Here is a 22857-nt window from a genome sequence, read left to right on the forward strand (position 1 = left end):
AATGCCGCTCGAACCCACGCCCCACATCTGGATGAACGGTGAGATGGTGCCGTGGGCGGACGCCAAGATCCACGTCCTCACCCACACGTTGCACTACGGCACCGGCGTCTTCGAGGGCATTCGTGCCTACGAGACCGACGACGGCCCTGCCATCTTCCGGCTGACCGAACACATCGAGCGGCTCTACAACTCGGCCAAGATCCTGGGCATGCCGATGACCTACTCGGTGTCCGAGATCGTGCAGGCCTGTAAGGACGTCGTGGCCGACTCGGGGCTCGCCGCCTGCTACCTGCGCCCGATCGCCTACTACGGCTACGGCGAGATGGGCCTCGCCACCGGCGCCTGCAAGGTCGACATCTCCATCGCCGCCTGGCCGTGGGGTGCGTATCTCGGAGACGACGCCGTCACCAAGGGCGTGCGCATGAAGATCTCGTCGTGGACCCGCCACGATCACAACATCATGCCGCCGGCGTCGAAGACCACCGGCAACTACGCCAACAGCACGCTGGCCAAGATGGAAGCCCTCAACGCCGGCTACGACGAGGCGATCATGCTGAACAACGCCGGCCTGGTCAGCGAATGCTCTGGCGAGAACATCTTCGTCGGCAGGGGCGGCGTGGTGCTGACTCCGCCGTCCTCGTCGGGCGCGCTGCCGGGCATCACGCAGCACACGGTGATGACCCTGGCCGAGGATCTCGGCATCGACATCCGGGTGGGCGACATGGCCCGCAGCGACCTCTACATCGCGGACGAGATCTTCGTCGTCGGCACGGCGGCCGAGGTCAGCGCGGTGAACTCCGTCGACGATCGTGCCGTGCCCTGCCCCGGGCCGGCAACCAAGGCGATCGCCGAGGCCTACGCCGACGTCGTGCGGGGCAAGAACGACAAGTACCGCTCGTGGAACGAGCTGGCGTCGTGAGCGCCGACGGCGGCCCGGTGGACAGCGACGACGTCGTGATCGACCGCTCGCCGGTCCACGATCCGTCGTGGCCGACCCGGGTGGAGATCTACGACACCACCCTGCGCGACGGCTCCCAGCTCGAGGGCATCTCTCTCACCGTCGACGACAAGCTCCGCATCGCCGAGCAGCTCGACCGGCTGGGCGTCGGCTACATCGAGGGCGGGTGGCCGGGTGCCAACCCGAAGGACGACGAGTTCTTCGAGCGGGCAAAGACCGAGCTCGAACTCACGACGAGCGAGTTCGTGGCGTTCGGATCGACCCGCCGCCCCAGGGGCAAGGTCGATGCCGATCAGACACTGGCCAATCTCGTGGCCGCCGGGACCAACGTGGTCTGCATCGTCGGCAAGTGCTGGGACTATCACGTCACCGAGGCGCTCAAGACCTCGCTCGACGAGGGCGTCGCGATGGTGCGCGACTCGGTCGAGTACCTCGTGGCCCAGGGCAAGCGGGTGTTCTTCGATGCCGAGCACTTCTTCGACGGCTACAAGCGCAACCCCGAGTTCTCATTGTCGGTGCTCGAGGCGGCGGCAATGGCCGGCGCCGAAGCCGTGGTGCTGTGCGACACCAATGGCGGCTCGCTGCCGCCCGATGTCGAGTCGGCCGTGCGGGACGTGGTCGCCCATGTCGACTGCGCGGTCGGGATTCACCTCCACAACGACACCGGGTGCGGTGTGGCCAACGCGCTCGCTGCGGTGCGGGCCGGGGCCACACAGGTGCAGGGCACCATCAACGGCTACGGCGAGCGCGTGGGCAACTGCGATCTCGTGCCGATCATGGCCAACCTCGAACTGAAGATGGGCATCTCCTGCCTGCCCGAGGGGCGCCTCGAACACCTCACCTCGGTCGCTCACCATGTCGCCGAGCTGGTCAACTTCACGCCCGATCCGCAGCAGCCCTACGTCGGTTCCACCGCATTCGCCCACAAGGCGGGGCTCCACACGAGCGCACTCAGCCGCCGGTCCGATGCCTACGAACACGTATCCCCGGCCTGGGTCGGCAACGGCACCCGGGTGTTGGTGTCGGAGATGGCCGGCCGGTCCACGCTCGAGATGAAGGCCGCCGACCTCGGCATCGAGCTCGACGGCAACGGCATGGGCGGCAAGGTGCTGGGCGACATCATCGACACGCTCAAGCGACTCGAGCACGAGGGCTACCACTTCGAGGCCGCCGACGCGTCGCTCGAACTCCTCATGCGGGGCGCGACCGGGTGGGAACAGCCCTACTTCGAGCTCGAGTCGTTCTCGGTCGACATGGCCCACCGCTCCGGAACCGGCGCGCGTATGTGGAACGACGTGGCGGTCGAGGTCGACACCCAGGCCACCGTGAAGCTGTGGATCGGACCCGAACGCAAGATGGCGGTGGGTGAGGGCAACGGCCCGGTCAACGCCCTCGACGCCGCGGTGCGTGCCGCCCTCGACGGGCGCTACCCGGCGCTCGATCGGGTCAGCCTGACCGACTTCAAAGTGCGGGTGCTCAACACCGAGAAGGGCACCGGCGCGGTCACTCGGGTGCTGCTCGACTCCACCAACGGCGACCGCAGCTGGTCGACCATCGGTGTGTCGGAGAACATCATCGAGGCGTCGTGGCAGGCCCTCGTCGACTCGCTGGTCTACGGACTCCTCCACACCACCTGATCCACTACCGTTCGCGACGACAGGGCTTCCGACAGCATGGCCTCCAAGAGCAGGGACTCAAAAAGCAGCGACGCGCCGCGATGGCTCCAGGACGCTCGCGATCACTGGACGCATCGCGGGGCCGAACGGCCCGCGTTCGCCGAGGAACCCGGTCGCGGACAGGAGTCCGTGTGGGACTACCCACGGCCGCCGGCGGTCGTGCCGGACTCCCGCCGGGTCGTGGTCGAGGACGGCGACGGGGTGATCGCCGACGCGGCCCACTCGATCCGCGTGCTCGAAACCTCGCATCCGCCCACCTTCTACGTCGCCCCCGAGTTCGTGGTCGCCGGACGGCTCGCGCCGGTGTCGGGTTCGTCGCATTGTGAATGGAAGGGCATCGCGGAATACGTCGGTGTCACAGGGTCCGAGGAGCCGATCGGGTGGCGCTACCCGAAGCCCTATGCCGAGTTCGCCGACCATGCCGGCTGGGTCGCCTTCTATCCAGGTCGGGTCCGGTGTCTGGTCGACGGGGAAGTGGTTCGTCCGCAGGCCGGCGGTTTCTACGGCGGCTGGATCACCGATGACGTCGTCGGCCCGTTCAAGGGCGATCCCGGGACATCGGGCTGGTAGCGGGTCCGGTACGCTCTCGCCCATGTCGGCACCCACGCACGTTCCCGGTCGTCTCAACCAGCCGAAGGTCTACAGCTCGCCGCCCCGTCGTGACGGATCCTGGCGAGCCGATCGCCCGGGCGAGGTCATCGGCACGCCCCAGCCGTCGGGGCCTGCGGTCGGCAACCAGGGCCCGGACCAGGGCTACGTGTTGAAGCTGGCGACGACCTTCGCCGATCAGCTCGTGCTCTCGCCCGGCGAGCACGCTGCTGACGTGTTGACCGGTGCCTGCGCCGTCGCCCTGCGGCGGGCCTCGCTCTACGGCCGTGCGCCGATACGTGGCGACCTCGAGATCGCGCTGACCCTGTTCGGCTACCTGGGGCCGGCGCCCGACGAGCTCGTGACGCTCCGCCGCAAGTACTTCGACGAGGTGCACCACACGACGATCCACTACTTCGCCGAGCGCGAGATCGCCGATCTCGTTCCCGAGGCGACGCTGCGGATGTCGCCCGGTGGCGTCGCGGCCGCATGCGCCACCGACTGGAAGGCCCCGCTCGGGCTGTAGGTCGTTCACGGCGGAACGACGTGGAACGCGCCCTCGTCGTCGATCTCGACCCGCCAACCCTGGTGATGGATGAGGGTGTGGCCGTGGTCGCACACGAGCACCAACTGGTCGATGTCGGTCGGTCCTCGGGCCGGTGGGGCCCACGCGGTCACGTGGTGAGCTCGACAGCGAGCCGGGTCGGCCCCGCAGTGGCGGCACCCACCGTCGCGGTCGATGAGCGCATGCCACTGGTCGTCGGTGGCCAGGCGGACGCTGCGGCCCTGCGACAGGACAGCGCCGTCGGCGCCGTAGACGGCGCCGATGAACGCGCTGTCGCAGGCGATGCGCTCGAGCGTCGACTGTGGGATGGGTGTGCCGTCGACAAAGGCCGCCGTGCCGCTCGGGTCGGCGGTCGTACAGCGGCTCAGGTCGACGCGTAGATGCGTGGTGTAGCGCGGGTGCGGCTGCTTGGCGCGCGATGGCCTGCAGGTGGGGCCGGCGGCGGGCCCCGGCGATGACGACGGCGTGCGGGTCACGAGGTTGGTGAGGGCATCGGCACCGCGCTGGGCGTAGGTCCGCGTCGTGGCCGGGTCGGCGTCGCGTCCGCCGTCGAGCCGGTAGAGCCGGTCCATCTCCTCGTTCCATGCCGCGAAGACGGGGCCGCCGGCGACCGGGTCGAGCTCGCCGCAGATACCGATGCGGCCGTTCTTCTTTCGCCAGAGGCGCCCGTCGCGCTCACGGCGGGCCCGCTCCTGGCGAGATTCCGCCGCCGCTTCGTCCTCGTTCTCGCCGGCCCACTCGCGGGCCTTCTTCGCGAACCGATCGGCCGGCAGGAGGGTGGCCAGCTTCGTCAGTGCCGTGTCGGCGGCCTCGGGTGAGACCCGCTCCGCGGCGGCCGCAGCGGCATCCGCGTGCTCGGGCGAGATCTCGCCCTGTGCGAGCGCCTCCCTGAGCGCCGGCATCATCGTGATCTGGTTCGCGGTGGCGGCAGCCCGCTTCGAGGACTGCGACGATTCACGAGTTCGGGCCCGGTTGGTATCCGCCGGCGCGGCCCCCTCGTCGGCGAGATCCGCCAGCGCGGCCAGCGTGGAGAACTTCTTCGACGCGACGAACGACGTCAGCCGGCCACAGCGCTCGAGAGCGGCTTCGAGCTGCCGACGGGTCTTGCCCGCCGGGTCGAACCCGCACAGCTCCTCGAAGTCCACCGTGTCCATACCCTCGATCCTAGCGAACACATGTTCGCCCTACACACCAAACCACAGGAAAACAGGTGAAATGAGCTGGAATGTCTAGCCGAGAACGATCAGGAGCGCGAGCACGCCGCCGGCGATGCCGATGTAGCCGACGATCAGGCCGATCATCGCGTTGCCTCGGCCGACTTCGCGCCCCTCGGACTCCTTGATCTGCTGCATGGCCAGGTGCCCGAAGATCACGCCGAGGATCGAGCCGATGAAGAACACCCACGAGATCGAGAGCACCAGCGACGCAAGAGCGAACTGATTGTTGCGAGGCGGTCCGACGGGCTCCTCGATCACCGGCGCCACGTTGACCGGCGGCATCTCGGGTGACGCGGCCCACGCGGTGCCGTCCCACCATCGCTCCACGGCGTGGTTCCGCGGGTCCGGGTAGTAGCCGGCCGGCGCCGGTTCGCTCTGTCGCACGGCATGGAAGTTAGCGCCGTCTGCTGGCCGATGAACGGCGGGGGATAGCCTCGGCCCCGTGACCGCGCCCCGAGTACGTTTCGCCCCGGCACCGACGGGCTTCCTCCACGTCGGCAGCGCCCGCAGCGCGTTGTTCAACTGGCTCTACGCCCGCCATACGGGGGGCACCTTCGTGTTGCGGGTGGAAGACACCGACGAGGCGAAGACCACCCAGGAGTTCGTCGACGCGATCACCGAGCCGCTCACCTGGCTGGGGCTCGACTGGGACGAGGGTCCCCTGTTCCAGTCCGAGCGTCGGACGCAACACGTGGCCGCCGTCGACCAACTCGTGGCCGACGGCAAGGCCTACTTCTGTGACCTCAGCCGTGAGGAGATCGGACAACGGGCGACCGACGCAGGCCTGCCCGCCGGCTACCACGGTTGGTCTCGCGATCGTGACGTGGCCGACGGTCCCGGTGTGGTCGTGCGGTTCCGGGCACCCGACGAGGGCAGCACGGTGATCGACGATCTCGTGCGGGGTCGGGTCGAGGTGGCCCACGACACCATCGAGGACTTCGTGATCCGCCGTGGCGACGGCTCGCCGGTGTTTCTGATCGCCAACGCGGTCGACGATCACGACATGGGCATCACCCATGTCATCCGCGGCGAGGATCTGCTCAACACCACACCCAAGGTGAAGCTGCTCTGGGACGCGCTCGGTTTCGGCGAGTCGCCCACCTACGCGCACCTGCCGCTGCTGGTCAACGAGCAACGCAAGAAGCTGTCGAAGCGGCGCGACGATGTCGCCCTCGCCGACTACGTGGCCAAGGGCTACCTGCCCGGAGCGATGCGCAACGCGCTGGCGCTGCTCGGCTGGGGCCCCAAGGACGGGGTCGAGATCCGCCCGATCGAGGAGATCATCGAGCTGTTCGAACTCGCCGACGTGAACAAGGCGCCGGCCTTCTTCGACCCGAAGAAGCTCGATCACATCAACGCCGAATACATCAAGGCGATGACGCCGATGGCATTCCTCGAGGCCGCCGAGCCGTGGTTCGTCGCCGACGACGCCCCCTACCCCGTCGCCAACTACGACCGCACCATCGCCCTGGCGCTGGTGGAGGACGTGCAGCAACGGATCTCGACGCTGGCCGAGGCGCCCGCCTGGCTCGACTGGCTCTTCGTCGATTCCATCGACGACTACGAGGAGAAGGCCTGGACCAAGGCCATGGTGAAGGGTCGGGTGCCAGATCGGGTGCTCGACGACATCGCGGCCGCCCTCGCGGACGACGACTTCACCGACCGCGACCGGCTCGAGGCGACCGTGATGGGCGTCGGCACCGCGCTGAGCGAGGAGCTCGACGCAAAGGTGATGTCGCAGGCACCGCTGCGGATCGCGCTGACCGGGCGTGGCGCGGGCATTCCGTTGTGGGAGGCGATGACGCATCTCGGCCACGACGTCTGCCTCTCCCGCATCGCCGCGGCCCGTGCCCGGCTCGACGCCTGAGCCATGCAGGTGCGGCGGCCCACCTGGCTGACCGCCCGTGTCATCCGGCGCGCTGCGGCCGTCGCCGGTCTGCTCGGTGTCCTCTATGTCGGGGTCACCTTTCTCCAGGTGCTTCGCTCCGCGGGGGAGGACGAGCGGTCCCCGGTCGACGCCATCGTCGTCCTCGGCGCGGCCCAGTACGACGGTCGACCCTCGCCGGTGTTCGCCAGCCGTCTCGACCACGCGCTCGAGTTGTGGCAGGCGGGTGTCGCCGACATCGTCGTCACCACCGGGTCGAACCGTCCCGGCGATCGCTTCACCGAGGGCTTTGCCGGCTTCGAGTACCTGCGCTTCGCGGGCATACCCGAGGAGCAGATCCTGGTGGTCACCGACGGCGACTCGTCCTGGCAGCAGCTCGCCGCCACGGCCCGGGTCCTGCGCGGCGAGGATCTCGATTCGGTCGTGCTCGTGAGCGACCCCTATCACGCTCTGCGCCTGCGCCAGATCGCCGATCAGGTCGGTCTGCGCGCCAACGTCTCGTCGACCGACGGCTCGTCGTCGGCCAAGCAGCTCGCCCGCGAAACCGCCGCCGTCTCCCTCGGCCGCATCCTCGGCTACCGCCGCGTCGACAACTGGCTCGGCAGCGTCGGCTGACCCCCCCAGTTGGGACGCTGGGGTCAGACCCCCGTCCCAACTGCTGTCCGACTCGGTGAAACCGGGTCGGCACCGGCGGTCGGGTCGGGTAGCATTCACCCGTCCTTCGGGGATGGTGTAATCGGTAACACAACTGGTTCTGGTCCAGTTATTGGGGGTTCAAGTCCTCCTCCCCGAGCTCGGCGAAGCGGCACCCTCCGGGGTGCCGCTTCCGCGTTCTCCCCGGCCCGGTGGTCAGGCCGCTGAGACCCCGCGGGACGCGGACGCGACGACGAACTCGCCGGAAACTCGATAGCCGTTTCCGTCTCGAAACGGCGCGAGCGATGCGAGGTACTCCTCCTCGACCGCCCGCTTGGTGTCGTCGTCGAATCGGCCGTAGGGGAGAGCCACCGGCCCGCCCAGGAAGGCGGCCCCGATGGCGTCCTCCTCGTTGCGGTAGGCCAGCTCGACCACGAGCCGCGTGACCTCGACATCGCGGAAACCGGCGCCGGTGAGGACCGACTCGATCGCCCCGGGCGCACCGAGCGAGAAGAACATCGGACACACGTCGGACTGCACCCGGTGATCGACGATCGGGAAGATCTCGGCCCAACCGCAATTGCGGCGTTCGCCCCACACCGACACGGCGATGCGTCCTGCCGGCACGAGACAGCGGTGCATCTCCTCCACCGCGACCGCTGGCAACGGCACGTACATGAGCCCGAGCGAGCACAGCGCCACGTCGTAGGCCGCATCGTCGCAGCCGAGTTGCTCGGCATCGGCGCGGCGGAATGTCACATTCTCGGTACCCCGCTCGGCTCTGTCCGCGTCGGCTCCAGCGACCATCTTCGCCGAGATGTCGAGACCGAGGACGGTGCCCTCGGCGCCGACGGCCTCCGCCGCGCGGAACGTGATCTGGCCGCTGCCGCAAGCGACATCGACCACCCGCTCGCCGGATTTCAATGCCGCCTTGCGGACGAGTTCGTCGTGGGCGGGGCGGAGTTGGTCCCGCCAGAAGGGCTCGTAGGAAGCGGCGGCCCGGTCCCAGCCGTATCGCTGCACCCGGCGTTGGAGCTTCGGTTCCACTCAGACCCCCGGCGGCCGGATCGACACCTGGCGCTGCATCGGTGTGGTTGCCGAGAAGACGTCGAGGTACGGACTCAGCAGGTCGCCTTCGTCGATCACCCGCTGGATGTCCGCTTCCGGCGCGTCGCTCTCGACGGTGACGTGGTAGCGCACCTCGGAGTAGCCGGGTCGCGCGTCGGCATCGGGCGACAGCATGCCGGCGACGTCGTAGTCGGCCTCGATCTCGACTCGAATCGACAAGACCGGAACGCCGAGTCGAGCGGCCCGCATCTGGTAGCCGATCGCCAGGCAACTGCCGAGAGCGGCCCGGCCGAGCACCCCGGGGGACGGGCCGGAACCCTCCCCGCCGAGGGTGTCGGGGAGGTCGGTCTCGAACCGCCAATCTCCTTCCTCGGACGTGCACCGCAGCCCGCCGGTGACGGTGCTGACCGATCGCTCGGTGTCGCGGCCGAACTCGGGACGCCTGGAGAGGACGGCATCGAGACGATCGTGCGCCTCGCGGATGCCCTGGCCCGAATCGGACTCCGTGGTCATGGTGCACCGTACCGCAGTGTGCTGGGTCTGTTCTCCGGACCGGAATCTGCGTTGGGCCGCCCCGCCGAGGGGGCTACACTCACCCAGTCGCAAACCGCCTCGGCGGATTGAACGGGCCCCGTTCGTCTAGCGGCCTAGGACGCCACCCTCTCAAGGTGGTAGCACGGGTTCAAATCCCGTACGGGGTACCAGCGAGCGACGGTCAGTGGCCGTACTCGTGCTACTCGCCGAAGAGGCCTCAGGGCTACGCGACTCAGACACGTCCGTTCGCGCGGCGCGGCGACATCACCCGGAGGGTCGGCGCAAGGCCGCAGAGCTCTATCAGGCGCCGAACCGGGGTCGAGGCGATGATGTCCGTGGGCCGGTTGCCGGTGATCGCGAGCAGCAGTGAGATGCCGCTGGCATCGATGAAGGTCACGTCTCGGGCATCGATCATGCGCACGGCCACGGGTGCTGCGTGTCGCAGTGCGACGAGGTCGTGGGAGGTCGTGTGCATGTCGAGCTCCCCGCGCAGGATCAGCACGGGTTGGGCGCGGGCAGCATCGATCGTGAAGTGTGCTCTGGGCATGTCGCTCCGAGGGTCGCGGCGACCGCGAGCCAGTCCAGTCCCACACTCTTTCATCGCGCCCCGGGCGCGCCTCACCCCTAGGGGTGATTTGGGTTGCGTTGGCCGGCCTCGGCTGTGACACTCCCACGGTGACGTCGTCAACGGGTGTCAGCAGTAGCGCGCCGGTGCAGGTGGCGATCGTCAACGACTACAGCGTGGTCCTGGCGGGGCTCCAGGTGATCCTGGAGCCGTTCGCTCATCGGTTCGAGGTCGCCGAGATCGACGCGAACATGCCGGTTGCCCAGCCGGTGGACATCGCGCTCTACGACACGTTCGCCGAACCCAACACCGACTTTGCCACCCTCCAGCAGCTCATCTCCAACGACCTGGCGGCGCGGGTCGTGGTGTTCACCTGGAACTTCCGGCCCGACCTCATCACCGCGGCGCTCGGCCTCGGCGCGGTGGGCTATCTGTCGAAGCACATGTCCGGCGACGAACTCGTCGATGCGCTCGCCAACATCATGCACGGCGACGTCGTGGTCAGCGACCCGCCCCGTCGTCGGTACTCGAATCCGGATCTCGAGTGGCCGGGGCGCGACGCCGGGCTCAGCGAGCGAGAAGCCGAGATCCTCGCGCTGGTGACCCAGGGCAAGACCAATATCGAGATCGCCGCGCTGCTCTACCTCAGCATCAACACGATCAAGACCCACATCCGCGGCGCGTACCGCAAGATCGATGCCACCACGCGGGTGGAGGCGGTTCTCTGGGGCACGGCCAACGGGATGAGCCCCGACCGTCAGCGGTTGGTCGAATAGACGTTCCGGTCCAGCTGTCGAGGTTTGGCTCCGGGTCGGACGGGGTAACAGCGCTCATCATGGGCGCGAGCACTCCAGCACTTCCCTCGCAACCGGCGACCGCGCCCGATCCGAACCTCGCGCTGATGGCGAAGGTGGCGGGTGGCGACCAGCAGGCGTTCGCCGACCTCTACGACCAGCTGGCCCCCTCCGTCTGGGGCCTGGTTCGCAATGTGGTCGACGACCCGATCGCCGCGCAGCAGGCCATGTTCGACGCCCTCGTGAGCGTCTGGGCCCACGCCCGCTTCTTCGAGCCCGGGACAGGTTCGGTGCAACTCTGGGTCAGCTCGATTGCTCACCAGAGAGCAGTCGCCCACCGCGCCCGCTGAGAACTGTCCGAGGGGCGACCCACGCTGACCCGCCTGGCGATGACACCGTCGGTCGTCGGCATCGTCAGCCTCTTCCCGCAGCTGATCGCCGGACCGATCGTGCGGGCCACCGACATCGGCGCCGAGATCACCCGTCGTCGGGTGGGGCGGACCCGGCCGGCGAGGAACGGGATCGGGCGGCGTTGCCGGCGCTGTCTTCGTCACCGGTCGACACCGACACGTGGGCTGCGGTCGACGCCTGGTACCGGGACCGCATTCCGTTTCGCAACGACCTGATCGAGGTCGAAAGCGACCTGAACGACGTCATCGACGACCGGCCGCCCACCGCGGCCGCACCGACGCCACCTGTCAGCAGCGGAACCGCGCCGCCTTGGAATCGACCGTGCTCGCCGACCCCAACGCGCGGCTCGTTCGACGACGATCCCGGGAGGGGCCCGGCGGCGCTACTGTCGCCTCACCCCTGATCCGGAGACATGCGACATGTCCGCTGCGACCGTGCCCACGCTGACGTATCTCTATGGCCCGCCGGCAGTCGGGAAGCTGACCGTCGCCGAGAAGCTCTCGGAGCTGACGGGGGACCCGCTGTTTCACAACCACCTGAGTGTGAACGTGGTCCGGCCGATCTTCGGCCTCGGCACCCCGTCGTTCAACGCGGTGATCGAGCGGCTGCGGGTCGATGTGTGTGCGACGGCGATCGCCGAGGGCATGTCGCTCATCTTCACGAACAGCTCGGCGTGGGGCGGTGACGACGGTCGTGATCGGTTCGTTTCGTTCGCCGCCCGGGTCACCGATGCTGTCGCCGCCGCCGGCGGTCGCAGCCTCCTGGTGCGCCTCACCGGCGACCCCGCCGATCTCGAAGCGCGGGTGGACGGCGACTCGCGCCAGGGCCATCACAAGCTGACCGATGCCGTGCGGCTGCGCGAGATCCTGTCGACCTTCGACGACTCGCCACTCCCCGGCACCGCCCTCACCGTCGACACCTCCACCACGACCCCAGCCGCGGCCGCCGAGGCGATCGCCGCCCTCCCCTGAGTTGGGACGCCGGGGTCAGACCCCCGTCCCAACATCGCATGATGACCTCCGAGGTCGGACACGAGGTGGGACAGGGGTCTGACCCCAATGTCCCAACTGGCGGCGGTTCCTGGCCACAAGGGGCCACAATACGAGCATGGAGAACGACCTCAACGATGCAGTTTTCGACATGGTGGTGGAAATCCCGAAGGGATCCCGCAACAAGTACGAGATCGATCACGAGACGGGGGCGATCTGGCTCGATCGTCACCTGTTCACGGCGACGTCCTACCCGGCCGACTACGGGTTCATCCCCGACACGCTGGGCGAGGACGGCGACCCGCTCGACGTGCTCGTGTTGCTCGAGGAACCGACGATCCCCGGGTGTCACATCACCGCCAGGGCGCTCGGCGTCTTCTGGATGCGCGACGAGATGGGCCCTGACGCCAAGGTTCTGTCGGTCCCGGCCGGCGACCCCCGCTGGGACGAGATCAAGTCGCTGAGCGACGTCTCCGCTCATCTCCGTGCGGAGATCAGCCACTTCTTCGAGATCTACAAGGCCCTCGAGCCGTCGAAGTCCACCGAGGTGGGGGACTGGGGCGGGCTGAGCGAAGCGGTCGCGGAGATCGCCGCGGCTCGGGCTCGCCATGAGCAGATGGGCGCTCACGAGTAGGGCGCTCACGGGTAACGTCGCGCCATGGAACTCCAGGGAAAGGTCGCCGTCGTCACCGGTGGGGCGAGCGGCATCGGCGAGGCGTTGGTCGAGCGCTTCCATCGAGAGGGCGCCGCCCATGTGGTCGTGGTCGATCGGGACGAGGCGGGTGCGGCCGCCGTGGCGTCGACCGTCGGCGGCACGGCGGTGGGTTGCGATGTCACCGACGAGGCGGCGATCCGGGCCGTCGTCGACGAGACCGAAGGCGATCACGGTCCCATCGGACTCTTCGTGTCCAACGCCGGCTACGTCACCCTCGGCGGCCTCGAGGCGCCGGTCGAGGACCTCACCCGGATGTTCGAGGTGCACGTGCTCGCGCATCTCTACGCCGCCCGGGCGGTCATCCCCCACATGGCCGAGCGTGGTGGCGGCTATCTCCTCAACACCGCCTCGGCGGCGGGTCTGCTCTCCCAGTTCGGGTCGCTGCACTACACGATCACGAAGCACGCGGCGGTGGCGCTCGCGGAGTGGGTGGCGATCACCCACGGTCATCAGGGCATCAAGGTCTCCGTGCTGTGCCCGCAGGCCGTGGCTACGAACATCCTCCCGAACAGCCCCGACGTCGACAAGCTGGTCGGCCCCGGCGCCGATGTCGCGGGCGCCGATGGCACGCTCAGCTCGACGGACGTGGCCGACAGTGTCATCGAGGCCCTGCGCGACGAACGATTCCACGTGCTGCCCCACCCCGACGTCGCCGAGTACGTCACCCGCAAGGGCGCCGACGTCGACCGATGGATCGGCGGGATGCAGCGCTGGCAGGGTTCGATGTTCCCGCCCGACCTGCACCCCGCAACCTGGTTGACCGGGCGCTGAGTATCGCCCACCTCGGCAATGTGCGACGAACCAATGTGTTGACAGTTGGACTGTCACTACTTAGGGTCCGTCCATGGTGAGTGTCGTCAGAAGCCGGGTGATCGCAGCATCGTCCGATGAGGTGTGGGCCGCCCTGTCCGACTTCGCGAGCATCAGCGCATGGGCCCCGAATGTCGACCACTCCTGTCTGCTGACCGAGCAGACCGAGGGCGTCGGCACGACGCGCCGAATCCAGACCGGCCGCATCACTCTCGTGGAGACCGTCGAGACCTACGAGCCGGGCCGCACGCTCGCCTACCGCCTGACCGGGCTTCCCCCGGTGATCAGGTCGGTCACCAACACCTGGCAGTTGGCGCCATCAGGTGATCAGACGTCGGCGACGCTCACCTCCCAGATCGATGCCGGCCCGCGGCTCCCGCAGAAGGCGATCGCCCGGGCCGTGGGACGACGGCTCGGCGCGGCGTCGGAGCAGATGCTCGACGGCCTGGCCGCCCACTTCGCACCGGAAGCCGGGGCATGACCGACCGACCCGATGTCGTCATCTTGATGAGCGACGAGGAGCGCGCGGCCCCGCCCTACGAGACCGACGACGTCGCCGCGTGGCGGCGTCGAGTGCTGGCCGCCGAATCCTGGTTCGACGACAACGCCGTGAATTTCCGGCGCCACTACACCGGCTCGCTCGCCTGTGTTCCGAGCCGGCCCACACTGTTCACCGGGCAGTACCCCGGTGTCCACGGTGTGACCCAGACCGACGGACTCGGCAAGATGGCCGACGACTCGCGGATGCGCTGGCTGCGCGAGGGCGAGGTGCCGACGCTCGGCCACTGGTTCCGGGCGGCGGGCTACGACACCCACTACGACGGCAAGTGGCACATCACCCACGCCGATCTCGTCGATGACGACGGCGAGCGGGTGACGACCAACGACGACGCCGGCAACGTGATCCCGGAGGCGGTCGAGCGCTACCTCGCCGCCGATCGGCTCGACCCCTTCGGCTTCTCCGGCTGGGTGGGGCCCGAGCCCCACGGTGGGGCCTTGGCCGACTCGGGACTGCGCCGTGATCCGCTGATCGCGGCGCGGGTGGTCGCCTGGCTCGAGCACCGCTACGCCCGCCGCCGAGCCGGCGATGCCGACGCCCTCAGGCCGTTTCTGCTCGTCGCCAGCTTCGTGAACCCCCACGACATCGTTCTCTTTCCTGCCTGGCTTCGGCGCAACCCGCTGCAACCGTCGGCTCTGCTCGATCCGCCGCCGATCGACGAGTCGCCGACTGCCCACGAGGATCTCGCGACGAAGCCCGCCGCGCAGATCGCCTACCGGGAGGCGTACCCGGGCGGCTACGGGCCGGCGCCCGCCGTGGCTCGGCTCTATGCCGGCAATGCCCAGAAGTACCGCGACACCTACTACCGGCTCCATGCCGAGGTCGACGGACCGCTCGACCAGGTACGGCGGGCCGTCGTCGCCGGCGCCGAGAACGCCGTCGTCGTTCGCACCTCGGATCACGGCGAACTGCTCGGTTCCCACGGCGGCCTCCACCAGAAGTGGTTCCAGCTCTACGACGAGGCGACGCGGGTGCCGTTCGCGATCGCCCGGGTCGGGCAACGGGCCACATCCGGCTCAGCCGTCGTCGACGCGCCCACCTCCCACGTCGATCTCGTTCCCACCCTGCTCGGTGCCGCGGGTATCGACGAGGCCGAGGTCGCGGCGACCCTGCGCGCGTCGTTCTCCGAGGTCCACCCCCTCCCCGGCCGCAACCTCATGGCGGTCGTCGACGGCGAGGTCACGGCCGACCGCGACCGGGCGGTCTACCTGATGACGAACGACAACATGCTCGAGGGTGACAGCGGCGCGTCCGGCGTGGCCCGTCGCTTCGGCCGCACCGAGAAGCCACCGATGCCGCTGCGCATCCAGGTGCCGGCCCACGTCGCCGCGACTTTCGAGGGGATCGTCGCCCGCGTCGCCGACACCGAGGCGTCGGGCGGTGACGGCCACCTCTGGAAGCTGGTGCGAACGTTCGACGATCCGTCGACGTGGACCGAGCCCGGGGTCCGGCATCTGGCCGCCGATGGTCCCGCGGGGCCGCAGTACCGCACCGAGGCACTCCCGGATCAGTGGGAGCTCTACGACCTCGACGCCGATCCGATCGAGGCCGAGAACCGCTGGCGCGACGAGGTCGCCGCAGCCGTGTCGGCCCACCTCCGCGTCGTGCTCGAAGACGAACGTGCCCGATCCGTTCCCGAGCGGAACACCCCGTGGCCGTATGCGTCACGCCGTCCTCCCCGAGGCCCCATGACCAAGACCCCGCCGCCCCCCGCCCGTCTGGTGCGCAAGCTCCTCCAGAAGGTCGGCATGCATCCCGATGACACCGATCCTGTCGAGTTCGACCTTCCCGGCCGCCGAGCGCTCGTGGTCGCGACCAACGCCGGCGTGCTCGACATCGGCAAGCCGACCGGCGTGTTCGCGAGCGAGATGACCGTGCCGTACTACGCGTTCCTCGACGCCGGCCTGTCCGTCGACATCGCCAGTCCGCTCGGCGGTGTGGTCCCGGTCGACCCCCAGTCGCTACGCGCCCCGATCCGCACCCCCGAGGACGACCGCTTCCTGGGTGACGACGAGCTCCGTGGGAAGGTCAGCGAGTCGCTCGCCATCGGTGATCTCGACATGAACGACTACGACATCGTGTTCCTCGCCGGTGGGTGGGGCGCAGCCTTCGACTTCGGATTCTCCGAAGTGCTCGGCGAGAAGATGACCGAAGCCAACGCGGCCGGCAGGCTGATCGGCGGCATCTGCCACGGCCCGCTCGGCTTGATCAACGCCAAGGGAACCGACGGTGAGCCGCTCGTGAAGGGCCGCAGGATCAGCGCCGTCACCGACAAGCAGGTGCAGGAGCTCGGTATCGGCTCGACGCCACATCATCCGGAGACGGAGCTGCGCAGGGTCGGCGCCGAGTTCGAGAGCGAAACCCGTTTCCGCGATCCGTTCGCCAACCACTGGGTGGTCGACGGCAACCTCGTCACCGGGCAGAACCAGAACGCGGGCCCGATGGTCGCGCGCGAGCTTCTCGGCCTCCTCGCCGCCCGCACCTGAGAGGTCGAGGACGGGGCCGGGGGACTGGCCCTTCCCTGCATGCGACATACAGCGTAAGGTGACGACACCGGCGAGTCAGCGAATCAGGGGAAACACCATGGCCATCACCGACGTCACTGCGAAGATGCGGTCCAACGAGGAGATCATCGGTCGCGGCGACCTCAACGACGCCGAGGCGATTCTCGCCATCACGACACTCGATGAGACCGACGTGATCCACGCGGTGAAGGACAATGCCGAGGCGATCTTCACCTGGGGCTACGACAAGGGCGAGCGGGCCAAGCTCGACAAGCTCTACGAGAAGGCGAAGACGTCGCAGTGGAACGCCACCACCGATCTCGACTGGTCGACCGAGGTCGACATCGAGAAGATGGTCCGCGACCAGAACCTGGCCATCTCCGGATCCGACGAGCTCGCGCCGCCGTTCGACCTGTCCGACACGCCGCTCAAGAACTGGGGCGACAAGGAGTTCCTCGAGTTCGGTATCGAAGCCCAGAACCACCTCCTGAGCCAGTTCATGCACGGCGAGCAGGGGGCGTTGCTGTGCACCGCCAAGATCGTCGAGACCGTCCCGTGGATCGACGCGAAGTACTACGCCGCAACCCAGGTCGTCGACGAGGCCCGCCACGTCGAGGTCTTCTCGCGCTACCTCGACGAGAAGCTCGAAGGCAACTACCCGATCAACGCCCACCTGCGGATGCTGCTCGACGACATCATCAACGACAGTCGCTGGGACATGACGTATCTCGGCATGCAGATCATGGTCGAGGGACTGGCCCTCGCCGCCTTCGGCATGTTGCACCAGACCACCAGCGAGCCGCTGCTCAAGAAGCTGTTGCGCTACGTGATGAGCGACGAGGCCCGCCACGTCGCGTTTGGCGTGCTCAGCCTCGAGGAGTACTACCAGGGCCTCTCGTCGGCCGAACTCCGTGAACGCCAGGAGTTCGCCTTCGAAGCTGCGGTGCGCATGCGCGACCGATTCCTGCAGCAGGAGGTGTGGCAGCGCTACGACATCGACGTCGCCCCGCTCATCCCGCTGATCCAGCAGGACCCGGGCCGCATCCTCTTCCAACAGTTGCTGTTCTCCAAGATCGTGCCCAACTGCAAGAAGCTGGGTCTGCTCGACGCCGGCGTGCCCGAGGGCCAGAAGGGCTGGCTGCGCGAGCGCTTCGAGGAGATGGACGTCATCCAGTTCGAGGACATGGCCGACACCGGCGACGAATACCTCGAACTCGACGCCGTCGCCCAGGATCGCGAAGCCGCCACCGCCTGACCCGTCCACCCCGTCGTCCTGCTGCGTTGGTTCTGGTGGACCAATTGCGCGGAACACGCGCAAATGGTCCACCAGAACGGAGAACTGACCGCGCCTGAAGTATGGTTGGTTAACAGTGTTCACCGGGGGGACCGAACCATGACGGCAGTCGACGACATCAGGCTTGCGACGACGGACGCACCGACCATGCACGGGGCGCTCGCCAACCTCGACGAGGAGCACAGCTATTGGCTCGAACAGATCGAGGGCGAGGTGCCGTCCGACCTCGAGGGCACCTTCATCCGCAACGGTCCGGGCCGGCAACGCATCGGTGACACGCCCTACGGACACTGGTTCGACGGTTGCGGCATGCTCAGCGTGTTCTCGATCGCCGACGGGTCGGTGCACTTCAAGAACCGCTACGTGCGCACGCCCAAGTACGTGAAGGAAACGGCGACCCAGCAGATCCGCTACCGCGGGTTCGGCACCCAGATCCCGGGCGGCCTCCGCAAGAACATCGGCCGCATGCCGGGCAACCCGGCCAACACGAACTCCGTGTACCACGCGGGCAGGTTGCTGGCCCTCTATGAGGGCGGGCGACCCTTCGAGGTCGATGCCACCACCCTGGAGACCGTCGGCGAGTACACCTACGACGGCGAGCTCAAGAAGTCCAACGTCTTCAGCGCGCACGGCCACTTCCACGGCCCGACCGGGCACTGGGTCAACTTCGGGTCGGGCTCCATGGGCATGAGTGCCAAGGGACCGAAGCTCTGCTTCAACATCTTCCGGATCGACACTGCCGGAAAGATGATCGCCAAGGGGCAGCTCCCCGTCGATCACTTCCCGTTCGCCCACGACTTCGCGCTCTCCGGGAAGTACGCGATCTTCTTCATCAACTCGATCACGATGGGTTCGATCGGTCAGGTCATGCTGGGGCGGCGATCGATCTCCGACGGCGTGGCGTTCGACGAGTCGTTGCCGATGCACGTGGCCGTCGTCGACCTCGACACGATGCAGGAGGTACGCCGAATCGAGACGGCGCCCGGCGCCATCATCCACTTCGGCAACGCAGTGGACGAAGGCGACGAGATCGTGGTCGACGCCATGTACTCGGACCAGTTCGAGGCCAACGAGTCACTCAGCGACATCTTCAACGCCAAGGCGCTCAAGGGCGGCGAGTGGCGGCGCTACCGGATCAACGTGGCCACCGGAACCCTCGACTTCGAGGTGATGACCGAGACCAACTCCGAGTTCCCCACCTTCGACCAGCGACGGGCGTGCGAGCGCAACGAGCTGACGTTCTCGGCGGCCTCGGTGGACAACGGCCACGACAGCTTCTTCAATGCCTTCCAGCGGATCACCCGCGACGGCGAGGTCCAACTCCACACGCTCGCACCCGGGTTCTACGGGTCGGAGCCGCTCTTCGCCCCGTCGACGAACAGCGCCGACGAGAACGACGGCTATGTGCTCGAGGTGGTCTACGACGGCTTCAACCACACGAGCTCGCTCGTGATCTTCCGGGCCGCCGACATCAGCGAGCCGGTCGCGTCACTGCCGCTACGGCACCACCTGCCCCACCAGTTCCACGGGTTCTGGCATGACGAGGTCCTGCTGAAGGAAGCGCGCCGCTAGGAGCGCGATCTCAAGCGATGTGCTGGCCGGCCGTGACCTGGATCTCCTGACCGGTGATGTTGCGTCCCCGCGGTGACGCCAAGAAGAGCACCGCCTCGGCGATGTCGTCGGGGTCGACATGGCGGCGCAGCGCAGCGCCCTTCGCGAAGCGGGCGCTGACCTCTTCGGGTGTGCGGGACTGGGCGACGGCCATGCGCTCGAACATCGCGTCGAGCTGCGGACCGTTGGTCATGCCGGGGGTGACGATGTTGACGCGAACGCCGGCCGGGCCCATCTCCTTCGCCATGGTCTTCGACATCGACTCCATCGCACCCTTGGTCGAGGTGTAGCGGGCCATGTCGGCCATCAGCGTCGTCGCGCTCAGCGCCGAGATGTTGACGATGGAGCCGCCGTCGCCCTGGGCCATGTGACGCGCCGCGGCCCGACAGATCTCCATGGTGCCGATCACGTTGACCTGCACCGATTCCCGATAGTCGTCCCAGTCGATCTCGATGACGGACGCGGTGGGATTGCCGCCGTGGGTCGCCACGTTGACGACCACATCGATGCGGCCGAACTCCTCGACGGTGCGCTCGACCGCCGCCCGGCACTGGTCGACATCGGCGATGTCGGTCGGTACCGCGAGCGAGCGGCGACCGGTGGCCTCGGCGATCTCCTCCGCAAGGGTCACGAGCGGTTCGGCCCTTCGAGCGGCGACGACGACGTCGGCGCCGTCGTGGGCCAGCGCGAGGGCACAGGACCGTCCGATTCCGGCGCCCGCGCCGGTGACGAGGGCAACCGCGCCCGTGAGCGTGCGTCCGGTCATCGGTGGTCGACTCCAAGGGTGGTGACGGCCTCGGCGGCTCGCTCCATCGGCGCGGCACCGAAGGGCGGCTGGAAGTAGGCGATGGGCTGGTCGATGCCGGCCTCGATGGCGGTGCCGAAGTTCTGGGCGATCTCGTCGACCGACTGGGTGTCGAGCACGAAGATGTGGCTCGAGTGGCGGATCGTGGACGGGTCACGGCCGATGTCGGCACAGTGCTGCGCGAGGGTGTCGCAGCCGGCGCGATACGCGTCGACATCGAAGTAGGGCGTGTTCCACCAGTCGGCGAAGCGGGCCACCGCCCGCAGGGTGCGGGTGGGGCCGCTGCCGCCGATGGTCACCGGCGGCGGGATCTGCGGCCCCTTCGGCGCGAGGTACGCGTCGGTGATGGTGAAGTGTTCGCCGGCGAAGTTCGTGACGTCGTCGCGGAGCAGGCCGACGATGATCTCGCAGGCCTCGTCGAACAGGTCGAATCGGTCGGTGAGCCTCGGTGGCAGCGTGAGATCGTAGGCCTCGGCCTCGGCGACGTGCCATCCGGCCCCGAGTCCGAGCTCCAACCGCCCGCCGCTCACGATGTCGATGGTCGACGCCATCTTCGCCATGACCGCAGGGGCCCGGTACGGCGTCGCCCCCACGAGACAGCCGAGCCGTACCCGGTCGGTGACCTCGGCGAGGGCGGCGAGCATGGTCCAGCCTTCGAGGCACGGGTCGGAGAGTTCGCCGTAGATGGGGTAGAGGTGGTCGAAGTTCCAGCCGATGTCGTAGGCCTCGGTCTGGTCGGCCAGCGTCCAGAGTTCGCGCAGCAGCGGCCACTCGATGTTCTCGTTGGCGATCTTGAATCCGATGAGGGTCATTGGGCTACCAATCGAGGTCGGGGAGGTGCATGGTCCATGCTTCGGCGATCCGGCCGTCGGTGACGCGGTACTGCGTCATCCAGGTGAGGTCGAGCTGGTTGCCGGTGTCGAGGTTGACGCCGGCGAGATGGACGCGGGCGAACACCATGTCGTCGACCGACGCGATGTCGACGATCTTCACCTCGGTGCCCCGGATCGTGCGCACCACCCCCGAGAGGTGGCGGATGTATTCCGTCGGCGAGGCGGACACGGTGCCGTCACGGGTGTGGCGGATGTAGGGGTCGGCGACGATGTCGACGAGATCATCGATGTCGCCCGACATCCAGATCGTGTGCCAGAGGCGGGTCACCAGGTCTTGGTTCTGTTGTGTCATCGCGAGCCTCCGGGGCTTGACGGGTCGTGCGTCAGAGATCAGGAATGTCGGGTTGGGGTTGGCGCCGGCGCCAGTAGTCGCCGGCGAGCACGCAGGCTCCCACGACGAGGCCCATGCCGGCCATGGTCTCGCGGATTCCCAGCGAGTCGGCGAGGAGACCCATCGGCAGCGCCATGAGACCGAAGCCCGTGAACGCGAGCATCAGCAGGCTCTGCACCCGGCCGTGGTACTCCACGTCGGCGATCACGAGCGCCTGGGAGTTGTTCATCGACTGGAACGCGGATGACGCGCCGCCGACGATCACCATGACGAGCACGCCGCCCCAGTATTGGGGCACAGCGGCGAAACCGATGAGCGAGACACCGAACATCACGCCGGCCTTGAACTGGAGTGACGAGAGCCGCCTCGTCTCCACGTTGGCGAGGAATAGCGACGCGCCCACCGCGCCCACCGCGGCGGCGCCGGTGAGCACGCCGAGCGCCCAGGCGTCGAGCACGTAGACGTCCTGGATCATGCCGGGCAGGAACGTGATGTGGGGGTAGCCGAACATGATGACCAGCACGCCGATGATGAGCAGCCGCTTCAGCTCCGGCCGGTTCCGCACATAGTTGATGCCGTCGGCCAGGTCACCCAACGGGGTACGGCCCGACGAGCCACGTGGGTTACCGGGCGGGAGGCCGGCGGTGGCGACCAGCGAGAGCGCGGCCAGCGCCGCGCCGAGGAAGTAGACGCCGCCGATACCGACCGGTTCGACGGCGATGAGGACCCCGGCGACCACCGGGCCGAGCACCCGAGTGGCCTGGATGCTGCCGTTGCTCAAGAAGATGGCGTTGGTGAGAATCCTTCGGTCGACCAGTTCGGCGGTCATCGCCAGGCGGGCCGGCGCCAACATGGACACCCCACTGCCCTGGACCACCGATGCGGCGATCAGCATCCAGTATTCGATGGTGTCGGTGGCCACCGCGATGGCAATGCCGAGTGCCGCGGCGCCCATGGCCGTCTGGGCCCACATCATGATCCGACGCTTGGGGAACCGGTCGGCGATCACGCCGGCGCTGGGCACCGCGATCAGACTCGACACGCCGAAGCCGAAGATCACGCCGCCCAGACCCTTGTTGCTCCCGGTCAGGTCGTAGGCGAGCCAGCCGCGGGCCACCTGTTGGGCCTGGCTGGCGAGAAACACGAAGATGCCACCCCACCACAACCGGCGGAACTCGCGCACCGAGAGTGCGGCGAATCGGCCGCTCAGCGCACGGTCGCCATGAGGGTCGGCGTCGGGGTCGTCGGAAAGGCCGTCGGCGGGGGCGCCGGAAGTAGCATCGCTCACTGGTTGGACCGTACTGCGGGGCAAGCATGCCGCACGCAATCGCCGGGCCTAGACATCCCACGGGTCGTAGGTGTCAAGCGGCGAGTTCGTGGCGGTGTGCCCAGGCGGTGTGTTCGTCGTAGTGGGTTTGGTGTTTGAGGCAGCCGTGGAGGATGCCGACGAGA

Annotated in this window: 24 protein-coding genes and 2 tRNA genes; 17 read left to right on the plus strand and 9 right to left on the minus strand. The window is 68.1% G+C overall.

Annotated features, from left to right (window positions below; genetic code table 11):
- The first annotated feature begins 1 nt into the window (after window position 1).
- The 4 genes from RIB98_04325 to RIB98_04340 are packed head-to-tail and all read left to right on the plus strand — an operon-like array spanning window position 2 to window position 3748.
- Complete coding sequence (locus RIB98_04325) at window positions 2–919, plus strand: branched-chain amino acid transaminase (GenBank protein ID MEQ8840185.1); 918 nt, start codon at window positions 2–4, stop codon at window positions 917–919.
- Window positions 916–2595 carry a citramalate synthase gene (gene cimA / locus RIB98_04330; protein ID MEQ8840186.1) on the plus strand — a complete coding sequence of 560 codons (1680 nt, stop codon included), beginning with the start codon at window positions 916–918 and terminating at the stop codon, window positions 2593–2595. The genes RIB98_04325 and cimA overlap by 4 nt, the downstream gene beginning before the upstream one ends.
- Before the next feature lie 36 nt (window positions 2596–2631).
- Window positions 2632–3204: a DUF427 domain-containing protein gene (locus tag RIB98_04335; GenBank protein MEQ8840187.1), complete on the plus strand. Its 573-nt coding sequence runs from the start codon at window positions 2632–2634 to the stop codon at window positions 3202–3204.
- A 22-nt stretch (window positions 3205–3226) separates the two neighbouring features.
- Window positions 3227–3748, plus strand: coding sequence for a hypothetical protein (locus tag RIB98_04340; protein ID MEQ8840188.1), 522 nt, complete (start codon window positions 3227–3229; stop codon window positions 3746–3748).
- 5 nt (window positions 3749–3753) lie between these two features.
- Here RIB98_04340 and RIB98_04345 read toward each other — a convergent pair whose 3' ends face one another.
- Window positions 3754–4941 (minus strand): hypothetical protein, encoded by a 1188-nt coding sequence (locus tag RIB98_04345; protein ID MEQ8840189.1) that lies wholly within the window; start codon window positions 4939–4941, stop codon window positions 3754–3756.
- A gap of 75 nt (window positions 4942–5016) precedes the next feature.
- A complete protein-coding gene (locus tag RIB98_04350) occupies window positions 5017–5388 on the minus strand; it encodes a DUF4190 domain-containing protein (GenBank protein ID MEQ8840190.1) in 372 nt (123 codons plus the stop codon).
- A gap of 58 nt (window positions 5389–5446) precedes the next feature.
- Between RIB98_04350 and gltX the strand changes: the two genes are divergently transcribed.
- The 3 genes from gltX to RIB98_04365 all read left to right on the plus strand — a co-directional run bounded on the left by gltX (window position 5447) and on the right by RIB98_04365 (window position 7682).
- Window positions 5447–6871 (plus strand): glutamate--tRNA ligase, encoded by a 1425-nt coding sequence (gene gltX, locus RIB98_04355; GenBank protein MEQ8840191.1) that lies wholly within the window; start codon window positions 5447–5449, stop codon window positions 6869–6871.
- A 3-nt stretch (window positions 6872–6874) separates the two neighbouring features.
- Complete coding sequence (locus RIB98_04360) at window positions 6875–7504, plus strand: YdcF family protein (GenBank protein ID MEQ8840192.1); 630 nt, start codon at window positions 6875–6877, stop codon at window positions 7502–7504.
- A gap of 106 nt (window positions 7505–7610) precedes the next feature.
- Window positions 7611–7682 (plus strand) — tRNA-Gln (locus RIB98_04365).
- 56 nt (window positions 7683–7738) lie between these two features.
- Here the strand turns inward: RIB98_04365 and RIB98_04370 are convergent.
- The gene (locus RIB98_04370) at window positions 7739–8569 is read right to left on the minus strand and encodes a methyltransferase domain-containing protein (GenBank protein MEQ8840193.1); all 831 of its coding nucleotides are present in this window, start codon (window positions 8567–8569) and stop codon (window positions 7739–7741) included.
- A complete protein-coding gene (locus tag RIB98_04375) occupies window positions 8570–9103 on the minus strand; it encodes an OsmC family protein (protein ID MEQ8840194.1) in 534 nt (177 codons plus the stop codon).
- Between the two features lie 115 nt (window positions 9104–9218).
- On the opposite strand from RIB98_04375, the gene RIB98_04380 reads away from it, so the two are divergent.
- Window positions 9219–9294: transfer RNA gene (locus tag RIB98_04380), tRNA-Glu, on the plus strand.
- A 62-nt stretch (window positions 9295–9356) separates the two neighbouring features.
- Here RIB98_04380 and RIB98_04385 read toward each other — a convergent pair.
- Window positions 9357–9671 carry a hypothetical protein gene (locus RIB98_04385; protein MEQ8840195.1) on the minus strand — a complete coding sequence of 105 codons (315 nt, stop codon included), beginning with the start codon at window positions 9669–9671 and terminating at the stop codon, window positions 9357–9359.
- A 128-nt stretch (window positions 9672–9799) separates the two neighbouring features.
- On the opposite strand from RIB98_04385, the gene RIB98_04390 reads away from it, so the two are divergent.
- From RIB98_04390 to RIB98_04430, 9 genes are all read left to right on the plus strand, one after another.
- On the plus strand, window positions 9800–10465 hold the full coding sequence (locus tag RIB98_04390; protein MEQ8840196.1) for a response regulator transcription factor: 666 nt from the start codon (window positions 9800–9802) through the stop codon (window positions 10463–10465).
- Window positions 10466–10590: 125 nt separating this feature from the next.
- Complete coding sequence (locus tag RIB98_04395; protein MEQ8840197.1) at window positions 10591–10833, plus strand: sigma factor; 243 nt, start codon at window positions 10591–10593, stop codon at window positions 10831–10833.
- 480 nt (window positions 10834–11313) lie between these two features.
- Complete coding sequence (locus tag RIB98_04400; protein MEQ8840198.1) at window positions 11314–11865, plus strand: hypothetical protein; 552 nt, start codon at window positions 11314–11316, stop codon at window positions 11863–11865.
- Between the two features lie 136 nt (window positions 11866–12001).
- A complete protein-coding gene (locus tag RIB98_04405) occupies window positions 12002–12517 on the plus strand; it encodes an inorganic diphosphatase (protein MEQ8840199.1) in 516 nt (171 codons plus the stop codon).
- A gap of 24 nt (window positions 12518–12541) precedes the next feature.
- A complete protein-coding gene (locus tag RIB98_04410; GenBank protein MEQ8840200.1) occupies window positions 12542–13369 on the plus strand; it encodes an SDR family oxidoreductase in 828 nt (275 codons plus the stop codon).
- A gap of 73 nt (window positions 13370–13442) precedes the next feature.
- Entirely contained in the window at window positions 13443–13889 is a 447-nt protein-coding gene (locus RIB98_04415) for an SRPBCC family protein (GenBank protein MEQ8840201.1), read from the plus strand.
- Complete coding sequence (locus tag RIB98_04420) at window positions 13886–16453, plus strand: sulfatase-like hydrolase/transferase (GenBank protein MEQ8840202.1); 2568 nt, start codon at window positions 13886–13888, stop codon at window positions 16451–16453. The genes RIB98_04415 and RIB98_04420 overlap by 4 nt, the downstream gene beginning before the upstream one ends.
- A gap of 97 nt (window positions 16454–16550) precedes the next feature.
- Window positions 16551–17726 carry a ferritin-like domain-containing protein gene (locus RIB98_04425; protein MEQ8840203.1) on the plus strand — a complete coding sequence of 392 codons (1176 nt, stop codon included), beginning with the start codon at window positions 16551–16553 and terminating at the stop codon, window positions 17724–17726.
- 138 nt (window positions 17727–17864) lie between these two features.
- Window positions 17865–19337 carry a carotenoid oxygenase family protein gene (locus RIB98_04430; protein ID MEQ8840204.1) on the plus strand — a complete coding sequence of 491 codons (1473 nt, stop codon included), beginning with the start codon at window positions 17865–17867 and terminating at the stop codon, window positions 19335–19337.
- Window positions 19338–19347: 10 nt separating this feature from the next.
- Here the strand turns inward: RIB98_04430 and RIB98_04435 are convergent, their stop codons facing one another.
- The 4 genes from RIB98_04435 to RIB98_04450 are packed head-to-tail and all read right to left on the minus strand — an operon-like array spanning window position 19348 to window position 22693.
- Window positions 19348–20142: an SDR family oxidoreductase gene (locus tag RIB98_04435; protein MEQ8840205.1), complete on the minus strand. Its 795-nt coding sequence runs from the start codon at window positions 20140–20142 to the stop codon at window positions 19348–19350.
- On the minus strand, window positions 20139–20993 hold the full coding sequence (locus RIB98_04440) for an LLM class flavin-dependent oxidoreductase (GenBank protein ID MEQ8840206.1): 855 nt from the start codon (window positions 20991–20993) through the stop codon (window positions 20139–20141). Before RIB98_04440 ends, RIB98_04435 begins: the two co-directional genes overlap by 4 nt.
- Window positions 20994–20997: 4 nt before the next feature.
- On the minus strand, window positions 20998–21366 hold the full coding sequence (locus RIB98_04445; protein ID MEQ8840207.1) for an ester cyclase: 369 nt from the start codon (window positions 21364–21366) through the stop codon (window positions 20998–21000).
- A gap of 31 nt (window positions 21367–21397) precedes the next feature.
- Window positions 21398–22693, minus strand: coding sequence for an MFS transporter (locus RIB98_04450; protein MEQ8840208.1), 1296 nt, complete (start codon window positions 22691–22693; stop codon window positions 21398–21400).
- Between the last annotated feature and the right edge of the window lie 164 nt (window positions 22694–22857).

Source organism: Acidimicrobiales bacterium, assembly GCA_040219515.1.
Classification (GTDB): Bacteria; Actinomycetota; Acidimicrobiia; order Acidimicrobiales; family Aldehydirespiratoraceae; genus JAJRXC01.